This window comes from Brevibacillus composti (assembly GCF_016406105.1).
GTDB lineage: Bacteria > Bacillota > Bacilli > Brevibacillales > Brevibacillaceae > Brevibacillus > Brevibacillus composti.
The window spans coordinates 2,795,095-2,812,842 of sequence record NZ_CP066308.1; the positions used below are offsets into that span (position 1 = coordinate 2,795,095).

Here is a 17,748-nt window from a genome sequence, read left to right on the forward strand (position 1 = left end):
TCTATGCCCTGGAAAAATTCCCTTCTACTCTTCGTTGTAGAAGCCGAAGTTGCGCAGCATGCGCTCCTGGTTGCGCCAATCCTTTTTCACTTTGATCCACAATTCGAGGAAGACCTTTTCCCCCAGCAACCGCTCGATGTCTGTGCGCGCCCGCTTGCCGATCTCCTTGAGCATCTGTCCTCTCTCGCCGATCAGAATCCCTTTCTGCGAGTCCCGCTCCACGTAGATGGCTGCGTAGACATACAGAGTTTTTCCGTTCTCGCCGCGCTTCACCTCTTCGATCGTCACAGCGATCGAATGGGGAACTTCTTCGCGGGTCAAATGCAGCACTTTCTCCCGGATCAGCTCTGCCATGACGAAGCGCTCGGGGTGATCGGTCACCTGGTCGGCAGGGTAAAACATCGGTCCTTCCTCCATCTCGGCAAAGATCGCCTGGACCAGCGCGCTCGTATTATTGCCCTCCATCGCCGAGATCGGGATGATCTGCTTGAACGGGTAGAGCTGGCGGTACTCGTCGATGATCGGGAGCAGCTCTTCGGGGTGTACCTTGTCAATTTTGTTGATGACGAGAAAGACCGGCGTCTTAACCTGTTTGAGACGCTCGATGATGTAATCGTCACCGGCTCCCCGCTTTTCCGAGGCATCGATCACAAACAGCACTAGATCTACTTCATTGAGCGTATTTTCGGCGACAGAGACCATGTAGTCGCCCAGCTTTGACTTGGGTTTGTGAATCCCCGGGGTATCGAGGAAGATCACCTGACCCTCCTCGGTCGTATACACCGCCGTAATTTTGTTGCGGGTGGTCTGCGGTTTATTAGACATGATCGCGACCTTCTGGCCGACGACGTGATTAAGCAGCGTCGATTTTCCGACATTGGGCCGCCCCACGATGGAGACAAACCCCGATTTGAATTTTGTATGGGTCTTGCGATTATCCACGTAAATCCTCCTTGGTGAACGCCCCGGGCAACAGGGCAGATACAGTTGTCTCCACGACCTTGCCTTGCAGGTTGGCCAAAATCACCGGCATGTCCGGCGGGCAGAGCTCGGCCATGACCTGGCGGCAAGCGCCGCAGGGCGAGACGGCATCCGGCGTATCGGCGACGACTGCAATCGCCCGGTATTGTTTGTCTCCTTCGGACAATGCCTTGAACAGTGCCGTTCTCTCTGCACAGTTGGTCAGCGGGTACGAGGCATTCTCAATATTGCAGCCGAGATAGACCGTCCCGCCATCCGTCAGGAGCGCCGCTCCGACGGGAAATTGCGAGTAGGGCACATAAGCTCGGTCTCTCGCTTCCATGGCTTTGGCGACAAGCGCTTGTTTATCCATATTCATCACTCACTCTTCTGTGAAAAACGGGGGACCGTTTTTCCTGATATTGGATTATGCTCCCGGTCGGCCGCATCCATCCTGGGTGGAACGACCCCGCCGGAGATGACAAATTTCAGCCCATCCTCGATCGACATGTCCAGAAAGGTCACCTCTCGCCGAGGGACCAGGGCCATCCAGCCGTTGGTCGGATTGGGCGATTTGGGCAGAAAGACGTTGACGTATTCCTCCCCGGTAAACCGCAGGACCCCGCCCTGCGATTCGCCGGTCAAAAAGCCGACGGTATACACCCCTGGCCGCGGGTATTCCACCAGGACCACCTGTTTGAAGCTGGTCCGTTCATGGACCAGCGCTTGCGATACCTGCTGGACCGTAGAGTAGATCCCGCGTGCTCCCGCGTGCGACCGGTATGAACCCAAACAGCCGCTCAATTTTGGCAAAGAGAAACCGGCCTGCCGGGGTGCGGGCAATCCCCCCGATCAAGAGCAGAATCAAAATCAGCAGGATGACGCCGATGACGGGGATATGATCATGAAAAGGGACGCCAAGAAACCAGACAACCTCCCCTTCCCGAGAGGCAAGTCCAGTCGTCAGCAACAGCTCCGTCAACCAGCGTCCAACCGCTGTATCTGCCGTGAAAAAGACGAATTGCAACAAGTAGACGGTGACGATCAGCGGAAGCAGTACGATAAATCCTGCGAATACTCGTTGCCACACAGTTGTCAGGCTCCTTTCACACGGGAAGCAATGCGGACAGTTTTTGCAGCAAAGGAGGTCCGAATACAACGAGTCCAATGATGACGGACAAGATGGCCGCTACCAGAACAGCGCCGGCGGCGGCGTCCTTGGCCGCCTTTGCCTTCGCATGCTTTTCCGGCGAAGCCAGATCGACCGCTTCCTCGATCGCGGTATTGACCAGCTCCAGGGAAAAGACGAGGGCGATAGAAAAAAAGACCAGCAAAACATCTTCGCGGGAAATCTCCAGCCACCAGGCCGCCAGCAGGGCCAGAAGCCCCGCGGCCAGATGGATGCGCATGTTTCGCTCAGTCTTTACGGTATGGGCAATGCCGGCGAGGGCATACGAAAAGCTGCGGGCCAAGCGGCGCCATTCTTTCAAGGAAAATCGCCTACCTCGTCAAGCCAATTTGCTGCAAGACCTCTTCTTGACGGGAAAACATCTCTTTTTCCTCCTGCTCGGTCCCATGGTCATAGCCCAGCAGGTGGAGAAACCCGTGTACGGCGAGAAAGCCGAGCTCTCTCTCCAGCGAATGGCCGTAGTCCTTGGCCTGTTCCTCCGCTTTGGGAAGAGAAATGATGATGTCGCCCAGCATGTTGGGAAACTGGTCCAGCTCGTCTTCATCGACGAAGATGTCCATTTCGCCTTCGCCCTCCTCGTTCATGGCGAACGAGAGGACGTCCGTAGGGCGGTCAACACCCCTGTAGTCGCGGTTCAGCTCGTGGATCCGCTCATTGTTGACCAGCGTCACCACGACCTCCCCGCTCACCTCTTCCCGCTCGGCGGCGGCGTGCAGGCAGCGGATGATCAATTTCTCCATCTCTTCGCCGATCGGCTCGATTCCTTCATGCAGAACTTCTACAGATAGCACGGATCCATATCTCCTTTACCGGTTGCTTTGCTCCATCTCGTCCTTGGCATAGGCCTCGATGATTTTTTGGACCAGGCTGTGACGGACGACATCCGCTTCCTGAAAGCGTACAAAGGCCACATCTGTAATCGGCCCGAGAATCCGCTCGGCTTCGCGCAGTCCCGATTTCTTGCCCTTCGGCAAGTCGATCTGCGTCACGTCTCCCGTGATCACCATCTTGGAGCCAAAGCCCAGGCGGGTTAAAAACATTTTCATTTGCTCCGGAGTGGTATTCTGCGCCTCGTCGAGGATGACAAAGCTGTCCTCCAGCGTTCTCCCCCTCATATAGGCGAGCGGCGCCACCTCAATCAGTCCGCGCTCCATCAATTTTGCTACCTGCTCCACGCCCAGCATATCGTATAAAGCGTCATACAGCGGTCTGAGGTACGGGTCTACCTTCTCCTGCAAATCACCTGGCAGAAAACCGAGGCTTTCTCCCGCTTCCACCGCAGGACGGGTCAGGACAATCTTTTTGACTCGTCCATTTTTCAGGGCGGTGACGGCCATGACGACAGCCAGATACGTCTTTCCCGTACCGGCCGGGCCGATGCCAAACACGATGTCATGACGCTTGATCTCGGCCAGGTAGTGTCGCTGGCCCAGCGTCTTGGCCCGGATCAGCTTGCCCTTTTGCGTGCGGGCCACTTCTTCCTCGTAGACATGAAGAAGCTGTTCGACTTCGCCCTCTTCCAAAAACTGCAGGGCATACGAGACATCGCGCTCGGACAGCGGGATTCCTCTGCGGATGAGCTGCAGCAGGACGGCAAACAGGCGGGACAGCTTATCCACTTCCGGTTTGTCGCCGGAGATCAGCACCTCGCCGCTGCGAGAAATGATCTTGGCATCGGTTTTTTCCTCGATGATTTTCAGATAGGCATCATGGGGTCCAAACAGCAGAAGTGCTTCAGACGCATCAGTAAATGGGATTTTTACCTCTTCTTTTACGTGCAACAGGCTTCCATCTCCTTGCAGCGGTTATCAAGCAATAGGTTTAGGGAACGGGAGCAGACGGCTGCGGCAATGTCACAATCGGCTGTTCCTGTGTGATCTCTTCGATGACAGAAAAATGAATGCTCAAGTAAACTTTACCATTCTCTCTCTTGACGTGCAAAACTTTTTCGTCGTGAATGACGGCGTCTCCCCCCGCCTTGCGCAGGATATCCTCGCGCGCGGTCTGTTTGCCGAGGGCGACTGCTTCCTCCATGCTCAGTTCACGCTTCACGGCCTTGGTTTCGACATGGGTGACCGTTTTCCATCCCAGCGGCAGGGAGTAGTCGGCAATTTTCGGAGCCTTCCTCACTTCAAACGTCTCGGCATGGACAAAAGGCTCCACCTTCCACGGCCAGATCTGCAGCGCGTACGGCCCGACGAGCAAATACTGAAGCTGCTGCTTATCCCCAGTCAGCTCGTAATGGACCCGGGCAGTGGGCACGGAGACCTCGCTGATATACCATACCTCTCCCTTGACCGTCCCTTTGGCGGCTACGGCTCTCTGCCGCTCTTCGTTCCCGATGATGCCGGAGATCAGCAGCTGCCCTTTGTCTACCACCTGGTGGACGGAGACCATTTTTTTGCCCACTTCCGGTAAAACGGTGTGCACGACCGCCCGCTTTTTCGCGACGAGGTGACGGGGTCCGAGAGGGACAGGTTTTTCCGGCTCCTCTTTTTCTACCACCTGGATGACCGCCTTCGTCCCTTGGATGCTGACCCCAATCCAGGAGGCCTGCGGTATCAACTTCAGCATTTCCTGCTGAATTTGTCCAGGCTCACTTAGTTTGACCTTCCATACCCCTTCTTTAATCCCCAGTTGTGCAGCCGCCTTGGCAACCGTCTGCGGATGCAGTTTTTTCGTCCCGACTACCTCCACTTGCCAGACGAAGGAGGAGAGCATGTACAATCCGAAACAAAACAAAGCCACGCCGGTGTAGAAGCCCGCCCTCCTGCGCATGGACAGCAGAAAAAACGGAAGCCCTTCCCGTTTTTGGACATGCACCCGACAGCCCGTCTCTTTCAAGAGCGGGCGAAGGCGGAAGAAGTCCTGGACCAAAAGATCGCAGCTGCAGGTTTCCGTGCCAACCCTGCGAATATTCCAGACGCGTATCCCCTGCCGTATCGCCATATTGAGAAATCTCTCAAAACGTTTGCCGCGGACCGTAATCCGGACATGTCCGCTCATCCATTCTCGCAGTCCACTCCGCATGTTTGTCCCCACTTTCCTCGCGTATTGTTCCAAAAGCCCTCCCCGGAAGGGAGTGGCAGACCACGCCTTCAGTGGCTACCATCCCGCGGGTCGAATCGGCTCTGCTACCCTTTTTCCAAGAATTTGACCCCGCCGATCCTGCCTTCGAGCAGCACTTCCTCGGGTAGAATCGCGCGGATGACGAGCTGCTCGCCTGTCACAATCATTTGTCCGTTGGTTAACAACAAACGGAGCTCTTTCTCAGTGAAATGGAGAACTCCGCGGTGGTTTTCGATATACATCTGCAAGTGGCCAATCATCGTGATGCGCGGGACTTCGAGAACCACATCCTGCGGTAAATCCAGCACGCCCACTGCCAGATTTCGCAACCGGCGGCTCCATCGCCTCATGAGTAAGCCCCCCTCTCTCCTGGCGCATCTCGGTAACCAGAATGTCTGACGCCAACGCTGAACTGCCCGCAACTCTTCTCTTATAACCGTATGCGGAGAGGGTGGAAGAACATGCAGAAAACGAAAAAAAACCCGCTGCTCACATCGGAGCAACAGGCTTGTCCATTCAGCCGTCTATGTGATTCGCGATGATTCCGCCCGAGAAGCATACCTCCATTTCTTCAATACACGCCGTACCTTTTCCGCCGTGCAGCCGCAGGCAATAGCCGTTTCGTAGATCGATTTCTTTTCGATGATCACCAACCGGATCACTTTCTGACGAAAGCGGCTCATCTTTTCAAATGCCTGTGGGTTCATCTGACACTACCCCTTATCTAACAATTGTCATTTCTTTCCTAAATTAAGCATAGGAGATGAGGACTATCGACACAAGCACATCTATTCGATATCTTTCGACAAATTAAAAGAACTGGGCTTGCTGCCAAATCCAATAGCGAAAGCCGCGCAAAAAAAAGAACCGCCTCGCCAGCCTTTTGACAAGGCTAGCCAGACGGCTCCTGTACATTTTCTTATAAGCCTCTGCGCGATGGGAGCGGGGAAGTGCGAGAGCGCGGTGCCCCGTAAATAATCGCCCACTTCATGCCTTCCCGCGGGTCCATCACGGTCTTGCGGCCTGGGCTCTCTTTCGTGCGCTTAGGCACAGCCGGGGCTTCCACCGGAAACTCCAAGGGTTCCACTGCAAATCCCTCCTCTTTTCCTCGCCGCACATCGGCTTCCGTCTCCTCCGGGCTGTTCCATTCCTCAAAGGGATGCGGTTCATCCGGAATCTCCTCCTGCCGATTCAGAGGCGTGACGGTCCGTCTTTCTTCTTCTTCTGGTCCCCACGGCCAGCCGCCCGTGTTCACCGGAGTCAGTACAGGACGGGGAGCCGGCCTTCTTTCCTGCTTTCTCTGCCCTTGTTTCCCAAACAACACATAGCCGAGATAGCCCAGGATCAAAAACCAGAACTTGCCGAGCAGCGGAAACAACCAAGCCAGCAGCTCAAACAGCAGATCGAGCAAATCCTCCATGGTCTGTGCCCCTACTTCTTCTCATCCGGCGTTGTCGGTTTGGGTTGGTCACCCGTTTGCCCGAACGCTTGACGCATTTGTGTATCCGCTGTGATGTTCTGCAGATTGTAGTAATCCATGACGCCCATCTTGCCCGTTTTCAGCGCCTCAGCCAAAGCAAGCGGCACTTGCGCTTCGGCTTCGACGACCTTGGCTTTCATCTCTTCCACACGGGCTTTCATCTCTTGTTCGGTGGCTACTGCCATCGCCCGGCGTTCCTCAGCCTTGGCCTGGGCGATCCGTTTGTCCGCTTCGGCTTGATCCGTCTGCAGCTGGGCTCCGATGTTTTTCCCTACGTCGACATCGGCGATATCAATGGACAGGATTTCGAAAGCGGTGCCCGCATCCAAGCCTTTGTTCAATACCGTTTGCGAGATTCTGTCCGGATTTTCCAATACGTCTTTATGCGCCTCCGAGGAACCGATCGTGGTCACGATCCCTTCGCCGACGCGCGCGATAATCGTCTCTTCCCCGGCACCCCCGACCAGGCGGTCAATATTGGCCCGTACGGTTACTTTGGCTTTTGCTTTCACTTCGATCCCGTTTTTCGCCATGGCAGCGACGATCGGCGTTTCGATCACTTTCGGGTTTACGCTCATCTGCACGGCTTGCAAGACGTCGCGCCCAGCGAGGTCAATCGCTGCCGCACGCTCAAAGCCGAGCGGAATATCGGCGCGCTGGGCGGCTACCAGAGCATCGACGACGCGGTCTACGTTGCCGCCCGCCAGATAGTGGCTCTCCAATTGATTGGTGTCCAGCTCCAGACCTGCTTTTCTCGCCTTGATCAGCGGATTCACGATCCGCGACGGAATGACTCTTCTCAGTCGCATGGCCACCAGGGTGATGATACCGATGCGCACCCCGGACGCCAGCGCCGAAATCCACAGCATGACGGGAACAAAAGAGAAAAAGATCGATAATACGACGATGGCGACTGCCACCATAAATATGAGAGGGATCAAACCGCTTTCCAACATGCGCAATCTACTCCTTTGATTCGATTTCCTGAACCACGACTCGCGTGCCTTCTACCTGTACCACCCTGACAGACGTGCCGGCTGCGATGAACGCGCCCACGCTGACCGCGTCAATCCGCATGCCGTCGATGCGCACGACCCCGGCGGGGCGCAGCGGCGTCAGCGCAACCCCTGTCTTCTCCAGCAAGTCTCGCTGGTCCTTGGGCGCGACATACCCCGCTTCGTTCCGCTGGACATCACCCAGGATAAACTTGTTGAACAGTTTTTTGAGGCCGTATTTCTTGATGAGGAGGAACGTGACGATCGCCGTAATCAGCGCGGCTATCCCCAGGGAGGCCAGGCCCTGCTGCGTGTCGTAGGCAGCCATGATCAACCCGGTGACGATGCTGATAAATCCGATCGCGCCGACAATTCCTCCCGGCAAAAAGACCTCCATGATCATCAACAATATCCCCAATAAAAACAATCCAATATGAAGCCAGCTGGCAAAACCGGCGACGTAGTGACCGAAGAAGTACAGGCCAAACGCGCAGAGCGACACGGTTCCGGCAATGCCAAATCCCGGTGCGAACAACTCAACGACGATGCCGAGCAGGCCGATAATCAAAAGCATGCTCATCACGACCGGACTGGTGACAAATCGGGCGACCCGCTCTCCCATCGTCGGATTGATCTCTTGCACACGGTCTGCCTGCACCCCGAGGTAAGCGTACAACTCCTTTTTATTGGCTACGATCTGGTCGGCATACCCCAGCTCCTGTGCCCGGTCGGCTCCTAGCGAGAGCACCGTTCCTTTTTCCTTCAGGCCGGGGAATTCACGGTCGATCTCCACCATCGCCCGGGCGATATCCGTATTCCGATTATTGAGGGCTGCCGCTTGCGCCATTTTTTCCGACCAGCCCGAAATCGTCTTCACATCGGCTGCATTGCCAGCCAAATCGATCGGCGTAGCCGCTCCGATACTGCTGCCGGGGGTCATGACAATCTCATTTGCATTCAGTGCAATATACGTTCCTGCGGAGAAGGCCTGGTTGTCGATATAGGCAACCACATGGATCGGAGACTGCCTGATCAGCTGTCCAATCGCGTCTGCTGCTCCAATCTCACCGCCCGGCGTGTTGATATCAAGAATCACCAGATCTGCACCAGCAGTTTCCGCTTCTGAAAAGGCCCGCTCGAGAAACTTCTCCAAGCCTTGCTCAATCTGATGCTCAACCGGGACCCAGACTACCTTTTCATAGCTTTTGGCTCCGGCCGCATGACCGGCAGTCAAGCCCAGAACCGCAACCATGACGCAGATCGCAGACAGCCAGAGACGCCATGTCCGTCCTGCATGCCATCCTGAAACCATCTCGCATACCTCCTTTCTCCATCATCGGATGTCAGCTACTAAGGTATACGGAAAATCCGCGGAAGCGTTTCATTTTTTCTCGCCGCCTTCACAAGTTTCGACATTTTTTCCAAAGATCAACCTGAAAAAGCGGCTGATCGGAGGGGCGGCGGGACGGAAAGATAAAGAAAAACCCAGTCGCATTCGGGACTGAGTTTTTCTGTCGTATCTATATGAGGTAGTTCCTTTTTACGTTGGTAGTTCCTCAGATACAATCTTTTGCACGATCGTACCGTCAGCTTTTCCCTTTACCTTAGGCATGATAGCGCCCATGACCTTGCCCATTTCCTTTTTGGAGGAGGCTCCGGTGGAAACGATCGCTTCCCGGACGATCACACGCACTTCATCTTCACTCAGTTGTTCGGGCAGATAGGCTGTAAGTACCTCAATTTCTTCGCGCGTTTTTTCAGCCAGGTCATCACGGCCGGCTTTTTCAAACTCGTGGAGGGATTCACGGCGCTGTTTTAACTCACGGGTCAAGATGGTCAGCTCTTCGTCTTCAGACAACTGTCTACCTTTGTTAATCTCTTCATTCTTGAAAGCAGCTTTCACCATGCGAATAACAGAGAGTTTTAGCGCAGCTTTGTCCTTCATCGCTTGCTTTATATCTTGATTGAGTCGCTCCATTACACTCATGATGGGCCCTCCGTTAATTAATACTTGCGCTTACGAGCTGCTTCGGACTTTTTCTTCCGCTTGATGCTAGGCTTCTCAAAGTGACGACGTTTACGCAGTTCCGCCATCACCCCAGATTTTGCGCTTTCACGCTTAAAGCGGCGAAGTGCGCTATCCAAAGACTCGTTTTTCTTGACTCGAATTTCTGCCATCTGTCTTCCCTCCCTCCGCTAAAACCGTGGGACACCTGTTACCTACAGACTGTCACACTTCATTATAGGACAGAAAAGCAAAGCAGGTCAACCTTTCTTTCCCCGGCAACGAGGAAATTATTAAATTTTTCCTTCCCCCCTCTGTAGTGCCATTCTTCCTTTGCAAACGCATAGGATGTTCTCGATTTTCGTATCTATCTGTAAGAAAACGCGGCAAAAAATGTCCCGCTCTCTCGCGCAGCCATGGACAAATACCAGCAGGAGTGATAGCATGGCTTCGTAGTTTTTCGCGTGCACATCCGGTCGACGAAATTCGCTGCCCATTGCGTGTTCGTCGCCAACTATAGAAAAAGCATAAATCGTATGGATAAAGGAGATTTTGCCTATGAAGCCCATGAAACTGGAACAGATCGCCGTCATGGCGGAAGGTCTGATCTTGGCAGGAGAAGCGGATCTGCCGATCAACTCTGTTCACTTTGACACCAGACAGCTGGAGGCGGGCGCTTTGTTCGTCGCCATCCAGGGCGCAAGGGACGGCCATGACTTTCTCCTGCAAGCGGCCGAGAAGGGGGCCCGCGCCGCCATCGTTTCCGAGCAGACCAAGCTCCCGGCCGACCTCCCCGCGGATTTTGGCCTCATCCTGGTCAACGACACGCTGCGCGCCTACCAAAAGCTGGCCAAACGGTACCGGCAGCAGTTCACCATGCCGATGATCGCGATTACGGGAAGCATCGGGAAAACCACCACAAAGGATATCGTCTCGCACGTGTTGGAGAGCAAGTTAGCCCTGTACAAGACGTACAAAAATCTGAACAACCACCTGGGCGTCCCCTATTCGCTGACGCAGCTGGAGGACAGGCACGAGGCGGCCGTGCTGGAGCTGGGGATGAACCACGCAGGGGAAATCGACCTGTTGGCCTCATTGGTTCAACCGCAGATCAGCGTCATCACCTATATCGGCGAATCGCATCTGGAGTTTTTCGGCTCCCGCGAAAAAATCGCCCTGGCCAAAGCTGAGCTCTTGCCCCATACCGACCCTGCGGGCTTTGTCCTGCTTAACAGGGACAATGAATATCTGCGAAAAATCACTCACCTCTATCCGGGACGGGTACTCACCTATTCGGTCGAAGGTCCCGCCGATGTGTGGGCGGAGGAGATCAGAGCCGTGGAGGACGGCATGCGATTTGATGTCTGTTTCCCTGGCGGCGAGCGCTTTTCCGCTTACCTTCCGCTGTTTGGCAAACACAACGTGCAAAATGCGCTTCCGGCAGTGGCGATCGGACGCCATTTTGGCATGAGCAATGAGGAGATCGCCCGGGCCCTGGCTGCTGTCCAGCTGTCCGCGATGCGGTTCGAGCGCACAGATTCGAAAACAGGCGCAGTCTATATCAACGATGCTTACAACGCCAGCCCTTCCTCGATGGAAGCGGCCATCTCGACATTTGCTTCGATTCTGCCGGAGCGGGCCAAGGTACTGGTGCTGGGCGATATGTTCGAACTGGGGCCTGACAGTCTGGAGATGCATGCACAGGTGGGCCGCTTTGCCGGCAAGCTCCGGGACCGGTTTGAACTCTTGGTCGCCATCGGTGATCATGCCCGCACCCTGTGCGATGCGTATGACGGGGAAAAGCGCTATTTCGCGACCAAAGCAGAGGCGATTTCTACCCTGAGCCAGCTTTGCACACCCGACCGGGCCTTTTTGTTCAAGGCTTCGCGGGGCATGGAGCTGTGGACCGTGATGGAGGAGATGGAAAAAAACGCGGGCCAATGAAGAGGGCGAGCAACCCCATTCTTCATCGGGCCGGTTTCGCGGATATGAAAAAAGAGCGCTTGAACGCGCTCTTTTTCTTTTTCATGCCAGCCCCGGCTTCGATTGCAGCTAGGCTCTCCTACTCCAGTTCTTCGGCAGCGACGATATTTCGCTGTTTATCCGCATGTCTTTCCAGCCCCAGCGTCACCAGTCTGTCGATCAGCTCGCTGTAGCTGACGCCCGACGCTTGAAACAGCATCGGATACATGCTGAAAGGCGTAAATCCGGGCATCGTGTTCACTTCATTGATATAGAGGCGGTCCTCTTCTTCATCCCAGAAAAAGTCCACCCGGGACAGCCCGCTGCCGTCGAGCGCCCGGAAGGCGGTGATCGCCATCTCCGTCATTTGCACCGCGACCTGCTGCGGCACTTCCGCCGGAATCTGCAGCTCTGTGCCCGCCCCTTTGTACTTGGCTTCGTAATCGTAGAATTCTTTGGCGGCAATCACTTCTCCGACGACGGAGGTGATCACCTCTTCATTGCCCAGGACACCGATCTCCAGTTCGCGGGCGCGGACATACTCCTCCACGATCAGACGGCGGTCAAATCTGGCAGCCAGCGTCATCGCTTCGATCAGCTGTTCGCGATCCTTCGCCTTGCTCACTCCGACACTGGACCCCATATTGGCGGGCTTCACGAAGCATGGGTAGCCCAGCTCCCCCTCGATCCGGCTGATGATCTCTTCCTGCCGCTTCTCCCACTCGGTGCGGAGGACGCCCACGTATTTGACCTGAGGCAATCCCGCCTGGGCAAAGACATTTTTCATCATCCATTTGTCCATCCCGACGGCAGATGCCATGACGCCCGCTCCCACGTACGGGAGATCAGCCAGCTCCAGCAAGCCCTGGATGGTGCCGTCCTCTCCGTTTGGTCCGTGGATCACCGGAAACATTACATCCACTTCCTGGCCGATCGCAAATACCGAAGCCGGACGCGCGGCCGGAATCAAAGCTCCCGCATCCGCCGGCTCGATGGGCTGCTCCTCTTTGGCGGCAAGCCGCAGCGTTTCCACTCCGGCCAGCTGATGTCCCTGCAGCTTCTCTCCCTTTATCCAACTGCCGTCCAACTGAACGTAGACGGGCAGGATTTCATACTTTTCAGCATCTACCGCCTTCATGATGGAATAGGCGGTGCGCAGCGAAACTTCATGTTCCGAGGACTTTCCTCCGTAAATAATTCCCAGCCGTATTTTGTTCCCCATGAACTTTTGCTCCTTTCGCCTCTGCGCGGGCAGAGAGCCTACCCGTGTCTTCGGTCTCTCTTTCAGTCTCTCCCTATCGTATGCGGGTGCCCTGTTCGCTTCTACTCCCTGGGCCAATTCATCCTTCAGCATACACAATCCCCTTTTCAAATTCAAGGGACGCCGGAAGTGGCTGTCATGCTCGTCTCTCTTCGGGCATAGCGTAATAAAGAATTCTCACAGGGAAGGAGGATCGCTTCGTGGTAGGTGCCGTCCTCGCTCCGTTTACGTTTGGACTGAGCTTTTTTCTCTTGGGCATGTACGCCATGCGGACCGGCTTTCAAAACCTCGCCGGGAAAAAAATGGCCGACTGGCTGGCCCGCTTCACGCGTACGCCGATGCACAGCTTTTGGGTGGGTCTCTTGTCCACCTTTGTCCTGCAAAGCTCCAGCGCCGTGACGGTTCTGACGATCGGACTGACACACGCAGGAATGATCAATTTCGCCCAGACCGTAGGCATCATCCTCGGAACCAACGTCGGGACCACGGTCACGACCGAACTGATTGCCCTTCGCCTCGAAACGTTCGCCGTCCCGATGCTGCTGGCGGGGGTAGCTCTCTGGCTCATGCCAAACAGACTGACGCGCTGCACAGGTCTTGTCGTGGCTGGATTCGGACTGATTTTTCTCGGAATCGACACGATGCAGGTGATGGCCAAACCGCTGCAGCAGTCGGAAACATTCCGCTCCCTGTTCCTGGAGAGCCGCCACTCGATATGGCTCGGACTGCTCACCGGGACTGTCTTTACCGGTTTGATCCACAGCAGTTCAGCCACCACCGCCATTACGATGGGGCTGATGTCCCATCAGGTGCTCAGCATGGAAACCGCGCTGGCCATCGTCCTCGGTGCCAATATCGGCACCTGCTTTACCGCCGTGATCGCCAGCATCGGAACCAATGCGGCATCCAGACAAGTGGCCTGGTGCCACACGCTCTTCAATGTAGCGGGCGCTCTCTTGTTTTTGCCGTTTTTGACGCAGCTGGCTGCAATCAGTGCCGCCTTGACGGACAGCCCTTCGATGCAAATTGCCCATTCGCAGACGATTTTCAATGTGGTCTGCTCGGTGGCCGCGCTGCCATTTGCCCATCAGATCGCCGCTGTCATCCGGTGGATCGTTCCCGACCGAAGAAAAACGTGAACCGTCGTAGAAGGCAGCTGCGGCGTATCGTCCCCGCCGTTAGAACGAAAACGGAATGACGCAGATTGCGGTCACAATCCCGGCGACGATCATCGCTACGCTGGATGCAGCCGTCTGGACCTGCGAGACGCGGTTCAGGCTGGCTGTGCCGATGGCGTGGGCGCTGGTGCCGACCGCGATGCCGATAGCCCAGTCATCCTTTACCCCGAACAGGGACAACAGCGGTCTGGCCATCGCTACCCCGGCGATCCCGGTCAATGCCACAAAGAAGGCGGCCAATGCGGGAACCCCGCCGATATTTTTCGTCAGCTCCACGGCAATCGGCGTGGTGACCGATTTGGTCAGCATGCTTTTTGTCAGCACTTCGTCCATACCAAACAGCCAGCCGATCCCCAGAACGGTCGTGATCGCGACCAGACAGCCCGCTGCGACCCCGAGCAGGACCCCTCGCCAGATATCGGAAAAGACCCGCATCTGTTTCGCCAGGGGAACAGCCAGTGCCACAGTCGCCGGTCCGACCCAGTAGGAGATCCATTCGCCGCCCATCTGGTAGGACTCCCAATCGCCGCTGATCAGCCACCAGATCACCCAGGTGCAGATCGTCGCCACTACGACGGGCTGTATATGGCGGGAGCGACGCCCCGCATAGATGGCCAAGCGATAGGCGCCAAGCGTGACCAGTATGGCCAGAAGGATATCAAGCATCGAGCGTCCTCCTCTCCATCTCGATCGTGTCTGTTGCCTCTTTTCCCCTTCGGCGGTCCAGATACCACTGGATGACGCGGCCTGTTACCACCATCACACAAGCGGTCCCCAGCACCATCGCGAGTAAAAGCCCGATCGGATTTTCGGCGATGATTCCCAAATACGAGGCGACCCCAACCAGGATCGGGACAAAAAACAGCATCATATGGCGAATCAACAGCTCGCTCGCCTGCTCGACCCAGTCCAATTTGACCACGCCGGTCGTGAGCGCGAGCGTCAACATCAGCATGCCGATGATATTGCCCGGCAGTGGGATGTGCAGCCATTTGGCCAAAAGCACCCCGGCCCCGTAAAAGGCGAGCAGCACGATGATGCCCCTGATTATTTTCACAGTCTTTCTCTCCTCTCTCCTCATCCACCCAGTCTCTCTCTGCTGCTTGGTAAAAAAAGCCCGACCGATATCCGGTCAGGCTTTCTTGTATTAATAACCGCTTCCCGACGCTTCCTGCCCGCTTACGATCGCGATTCCGGAGCTGGCCCCAATCCGGGTGGCTCCTGCCTCGATCATGGCGAGTGCCGCCGCGCGGTCGCGCACGCCGCCGGACGCCTTTACCCCTACATCCGGGCCTACTGCTTTGCGCATGAGCGCAATATCTTCCACCGTGGCACCGCCCGGCCCAAAACCGGTAGAGGTCTTCACGTAATCCGCTCCGGCTTGGACACAAAGCTCGCAAGCGGTCTTTTTCTCTTCATCGGTCAGCAGTCCTGTTTCCAGGATCACTTTGAGGAGTACCTCTCCAGCCGCTTCCTTTACCGCCGCGACATCCCGCTTCACGGTCTCCAGATCGCCGGATTTCAGCGCTCCTACATTCAGGACCATGTCCACTTCCGTCGCCCCGTTTGCAATCGCGTCGCGGGTCTCGGCCACTTTCACGGCTGTCGTGCTCGCTCCCAGCGGGAACCCGACTACCGTGCACACCTTGACATCCGTGCCCGCGAGTAGCTCTGCGCAGCGCTTTACCCAGTACGGGTTCACACAGACGGAGGCGAAATCATGCTCTTTTGCCTCCGCGCACAGTTTGTCGATCATCGCTGCGGTCGTTTCCGGTTTGAGCAGGGTGTGATCAATATACTTGTTCAAATTCATCTCCTACACCTCAATCCCCAATTGGTGCAAAGCCAAGCGAAGCACATGATCGTTGTTGCGGTACCCCTTGTCCTGCTGCAGCGTCCAGGCTTCCTCCGGAGAATGCCAGTGCACGGCATTGATCTCTTCTTCCTGTACGACGACTTCCGTGGAGTACGCTTCGACCAGATAGTAGTGAACCTCTTTATCAACCAGCTCTCCTGTTACCGGATGATGATAGTTGTAGTAGATGGTGTCCAGCTTTTCACCCAGCCGCCCTCTCACACCCGTCTCTTCCAGTATCTCGCGGAGCGCTGTTTCTTCAATCGTTTCCCCCAGTTCCTGCTTGCCCTTGGCGAGGGTCACTTTCCCATAGCGATCTTCAATCAGCATGATCATCAGGCTGTTGTCCGTGGCTTGATAGACGACTCCACCTGCGGATATTTCCTTCATCCCACTTGTTCCTTCAACGGAATCGGGTAGGCATGATCCAGCACGCGGACAAAGGTGCCTTTGCAGTATTCCGAGCCGGCCTCGTCAAGCCGCACCTTGCAGATTTTGCCGATCATCGATTCATCGCCAGGGAAGACAAGATTGAGGTAGTTGTCCGAATAGCCCATCAAGAGGCCGCTTTCGGGAGCTTCTTTGTAGGGGCGCTCGGGAATGACCTCCAAGACGTCGCCGACGAACTGCTTCGCATACTGCAGAGTCAGCTCGCGATTCAGCTCAAGCAGCTGGGTCACGCGCTCGTGCTTGATCTCTTCCGGAATCTGATCCGTCATCCGGGCTGCCGGCGTGCCTGTGCGCATCGAGTACGGGAATACGTGAAGCTCGGCAAAGCCGATTTTCTTGATAAACTCGTAGCCGTTGCGGAACTGCTCGTCCGTCTCGCCGGGGAAACCGACGATCACGTCTGTGGTCAAAGCCACGCCCGGCAGCGCCTCGCGAACCTTGAGCATTTTTTCATAAAATTCGGCTGTGGTGTACTTGCGGCGCATGCGTTTCAGCACCTCATCGTCACCTGCCTGAAGCGGTACGTGCAAGTGGCGGACGACGCGGTCAGAGGAATTGATGACCTCAATCACCTCATCCGTAATCTGGCTGGCCTCGATCGAGCTGATGCGGATGCGCTTCAACCCTTCTACCTGATGCAAATCCACCAGCAGCTTGGCCAGATTGTAATCTTCCAGGTCTTCTCCGTAGCCGCCCGTGTGGATACCGGTCAGCACGATCTCCAGATAGCCGGCTTCCACCAGCTGGCGGGCTTGTTCGAGCACACTGTCGGGCTTGCGGGAGCGCATCAGGCCGCGCGCCCAAGGAATGATGCAGAAGGTACAGAAGTTGTTGCAGCCCTCCTGGATTTTCAAAGACGCGCGGGTGCGGTCCGTAAAGTTCGGCACGTCCAACTCTTCGAATTCCCGGGCCTTCATAATATTCCCCACCGCATTGATCGGAGTGCGCTCTCTGCGGATCTGGTCGACGTACTCGATCAATTTCTCGCGCCCTTGCGTACCCACGATAATATCAACACCGGGGATCTGGGCAATCTCACCCGGCGAGGTTTGCGCATAGCATCCGGTCACGGCGACAATCGCGTCTGGATTGCGGCGGATCGCCCGGCGAATCACCTGACGGCTCTTCTTGTCGCCCGTGTTGGTTACTGTGCATGTATTAATGACGTAAACGTCAGCTTCGTCCTGCTCAAAATCGACGCGTTCATAGCCGCTGTTTTTAAACAGCTGCCAGATCGCTTCCGTTTCGTAGCTGTTTACTTTACATCCCAATGTATGGAAAGCAACCGTTGACACTCTGCTTCCTCCTTTCAACCCATCTATCTTGTATTCCTTTTCGCTGAGA

Annotated in this window: 23 protein-coding genes; 2 read left to right on the forward strand and 21 right to left on the reverse strand. The window is 55.8% G+C overall.

What is annotated here, in order from left to right; genetic code table 11:
- Positions 1-24: 24 nt before the first annotated feature.
- From era to rpsU, 15 genes are all read right to left on the reverse strand, one after another.
- Positions 25-942 (reverse strand): GTPase Era, encoded by a 918-nt coding sequence (gene era, locus JD108_RS14240; protein ID WP_198826707.1) that lies wholly within the window; start codon positions 940-942, stop codon positions 25-27.
- On the reverse strand, positions 935-1,333 hold the full coding sequence (locus tag JD108_RS14245; RefSeq protein ID WP_198830131.1) for a cytidine deaminase: 399 nt from the start codon (positions 1,331-1,333) through the stop codon (positions 935-937). Before JD108_RS14245 ends, era begins: the two co-directional genes overlap by 8 nt.
- A 5-nt stretch (positions 1,334-1,338) precedes the next feature.
- The gene (locus tag JD108_RS22370; protein ID WP_323958423.1) at positions 1,339-1,773 is read right to left on the reverse strand and encodes a DUF502 domain-containing protein; all 435 of its coding nucleotides are present in this window, start codon (positions 1,771-1,773) and stop codon (positions 1,339-1,341) included.
- Positions 1,673-2,050, reverse strand: a complete 378-nt coding sequence (locus JD108_RS22375; protein ID WP_228728150.1) for a DUF502 domain-containing protein — start codon at positions 2,048-2,050, stop codon at positions 1,673-1,675. Before JD108_RS22375 ends, JD108_RS22370 begins: the two co-directional genes overlap by 101 nt.
- 16 nt (positions 2,051-2,066) lie before the next feature.
- A complete protein-coding gene (locus JD108_RS14255) occupies positions 2,067-2,450 on the reverse strand; it encodes a diacylglycerol kinase family protein (RefSeq protein WP_198826708.1) in 384 nt (127 codons plus the stop codon).
- Positions 2,451-2,460: 10 nt separating this feature from the next.
- Entirely contained in the window at positions 2,461-2,889 is a 429-nt protein-coding gene (gene ybeY / locus JD108_RS14260; RefSeq protein WP_212138931.1) for an rRNA maturation RNase YbeY, read from the reverse strand.
- Between the two features lie 66 nt (positions 2,890-2,955).
- A complete protein-coding gene (locus tag JD108_RS14265; RefSeq protein WP_198826710.1) occupies positions 2,956-3,930 on the reverse strand; it encodes a PhoH family protein in 975 nt (324 codons plus the stop codon).
- A gap of 40 nt (positions 3,931-3,970) precedes the next feature.
- Positions 3,971-5,179, reverse strand: coding sequence for a sporulation protein YqfD (gene yqfD, locus JD108_RS14270; RefSeq protein ID WP_198826711.1), 1,209 nt, complete (start codon positions 5,177-5,179; stop codon positions 3,971-3,973).
- Positions 5,180-5,283: 104 nt separating this feature from the next.
- Positions 5,284-5,568 carry a sporulation protein YqfC gene (yqfC, locus tag JD108_RS14275; protein WP_198826712.1) on the reverse strand — a complete coding sequence of 95 codons (285 nt, stop codon included), beginning with the start codon at positions 5,566-5,568 and terminating at the stop codon, positions 5,284-5,286.
- 174 nt (positions 5,569-5,742) lie between these two features.
- Positions 5,743-5,925 carry a sigma-70 family RNA polymerase sigma factor gene (locus tag JD108_RS14280; RefSeq protein WP_198826713.1) on the reverse strand — a complete coding sequence of 61 codons (183 nt, stop codon included), beginning with the start codon at positions 5,923-5,925 and terminating at the stop codon, positions 5,743-5,745.
- A 212-nt stretch (positions 5,926-6,137) separates the two neighbouring features.
- Positions 6,138-6,638 carry a hypothetical protein gene (locus JD108_RS14285; RefSeq protein WP_198826714.1) on the reverse strand — a complete coding sequence of 167 codons (501 nt, stop codon included), beginning with the start codon at positions 6,636-6,638 and terminating at the stop codon, positions 6,138-6,140.
- Between the two features lie 11 nt (positions 6,639-6,649).
- Positions 6,650-7,654, reverse strand: a complete 1,005-nt coding sequence (floA, locus tag JD108_RS14290; protein ID WP_198826715.1) for a flotillin-like protein FloA — start codon at positions 7,652-7,654, stop codon at positions 6,650-6,652.
- Positions 7,655-7,661: 7 nt separating this feature from the next.
- Positions 7,662-8,945, reverse strand: a complete 1,284-nt coding sequence (locus JD108_RS14295; protein ID WP_323958424.1) for an NfeD family protein — start codon at positions 8,943-8,945, stop codon at positions 7,662-7,664.
- A 288-nt stretch (positions 8,946-9,233) separates the two neighbouring features.
- Complete coding sequence (locus JD108_RS14300; protein ID WP_198826717.1) at positions 9,234-9,680, reverse strand: GatB/YqeY domain-containing protein; 447 nt, start codon at positions 9,678-9,680, stop codon at positions 9,234-9,236.
- A gap of 17 nt (positions 9,681-9,697) precedes the next feature.
- On the reverse strand, positions 9,698-9,871 hold the full coding sequence (gene rpsU / locus JD108_RS14305; RefSeq protein ID WP_003390641.1) for a 30S ribosomal protein S21: 174 nt from the start codon (positions 9,869-9,871) through the stop codon (positions 9,698-9,700).
- A 385-nt stretch (positions 9,872-10,256) separates the two neighbouring features.
- Here rpsU and JD108_RS14310 point away from each other — a divergent pair, with 385 nt between their 5' ends.
- A complete protein-coding gene (locus JD108_RS14310) occupies positions 10,257-11,642 on the forward strand; it encodes a UDP-N-acetylmuramoyl-tripeptide--D-alanyl-D-alanine ligase (RefSeq protein ID WP_198826718.1) in 1,386 nt (461 codons plus the stop codon).
- A 118-nt stretch (positions 11,643-11,760) separates the two neighbouring features.
- Here JD108_RS14310 and JD108_RS14315 read toward each other — a convergent pair whose 3' ends face one another.
- Positions 11,761-12,882, reverse strand: a complete 1,122-nt coding sequence (locus JD108_RS14315) for a D-alanine--D-alanine ligase (RefSeq protein WP_198830132.1) — start codon at positions 12,880-12,882, stop codon at positions 11,761-11,763.
- A 239-nt stretch (positions 12,883-13,121) separates the two neighbouring features.
- Here JD108_RS14315 and JD108_RS14320 point away from each other — a divergent pair, with 239 nt between their 5' ends.
- Positions 13,122-14,060 (forward strand): Na/Pi cotransporter family protein, encoded by a 939-nt coding sequence (locus tag JD108_RS14320; RefSeq protein WP_198826719.1) that lies wholly within the window; start codon positions 13,122-13,124, stop codon positions 14,058-14,060.
- Positions 14,061-14,099: 39 nt separating this feature from the next.
- On the opposite strand, the gene JD108_RS14325 is transcribed toward JD108_RS14320, so the two are convergent.
- The 5 genes from JD108_RS14325 to mtaB all read right to left on the reverse strand — a co-directional run bounded on the left by JD108_RS14325 (position 14,100) and on the right by mtaB (position 17,699).
- On the reverse strand, positions 14,100-14,765 hold the full coding sequence (locus tag JD108_RS14325; protein WP_198826720.1) for an LrgB family protein: 666 nt from the start codon (positions 14,763-14,765) through the stop codon (positions 14,100-14,102).
- The gene (locus JD108_RS14330; protein ID WP_198826721.1) at positions 14,758-15,156 is read right to left on the reverse strand and encodes a CidA/LrgA family protein; all 399 of its coding nucleotides are present in this window, start codon (positions 15,154-15,156) and stop codon (positions 14,758-14,760) included. The genes JD108_RS14325 and JD108_RS14330 overlap by 8 nt, the downstream gene beginning before the upstream one ends.
- A gap of 90 nt (positions 15,157-15,246) precedes the next feature.
- A complete protein-coding gene (deoC, locus tag JD108_RS14335) occupies positions 15,247-15,912 on the reverse strand; it encodes a deoxyribose-phosphate aldolase (protein WP_198826722.1) in 666 nt (221 codons plus the stop codon).
- 3 nt (positions 15,913-15,915) lie between these two features.
- Positions 15,916-16,344, reverse strand: coding sequence for an NUDIX hydrolase (locus JD108_RS14340; RefSeq protein ID WP_198826723.1), 429 nt, complete (start codon positions 16,342-16,344; stop codon positions 15,916-15,918).
- Positions 16,341-17,699, reverse strand: a complete 1,359-nt coding sequence (mtaB, locus tag JD108_RS14345; protein ID WP_198826724.1) for a tRNA (N(6)-L-threonylcarbamoyladenosine(37)-C(2))-methylthiotransferase MtaB — start codon at positions 17,697-17,699, stop codon at positions 16,341-16,343. Before mtaB ends, JD108_RS14340 begins: the two co-directional genes overlap by 4 nt.
- Positions 17,700-17,748 lie beyond the last annotated feature (49 nt).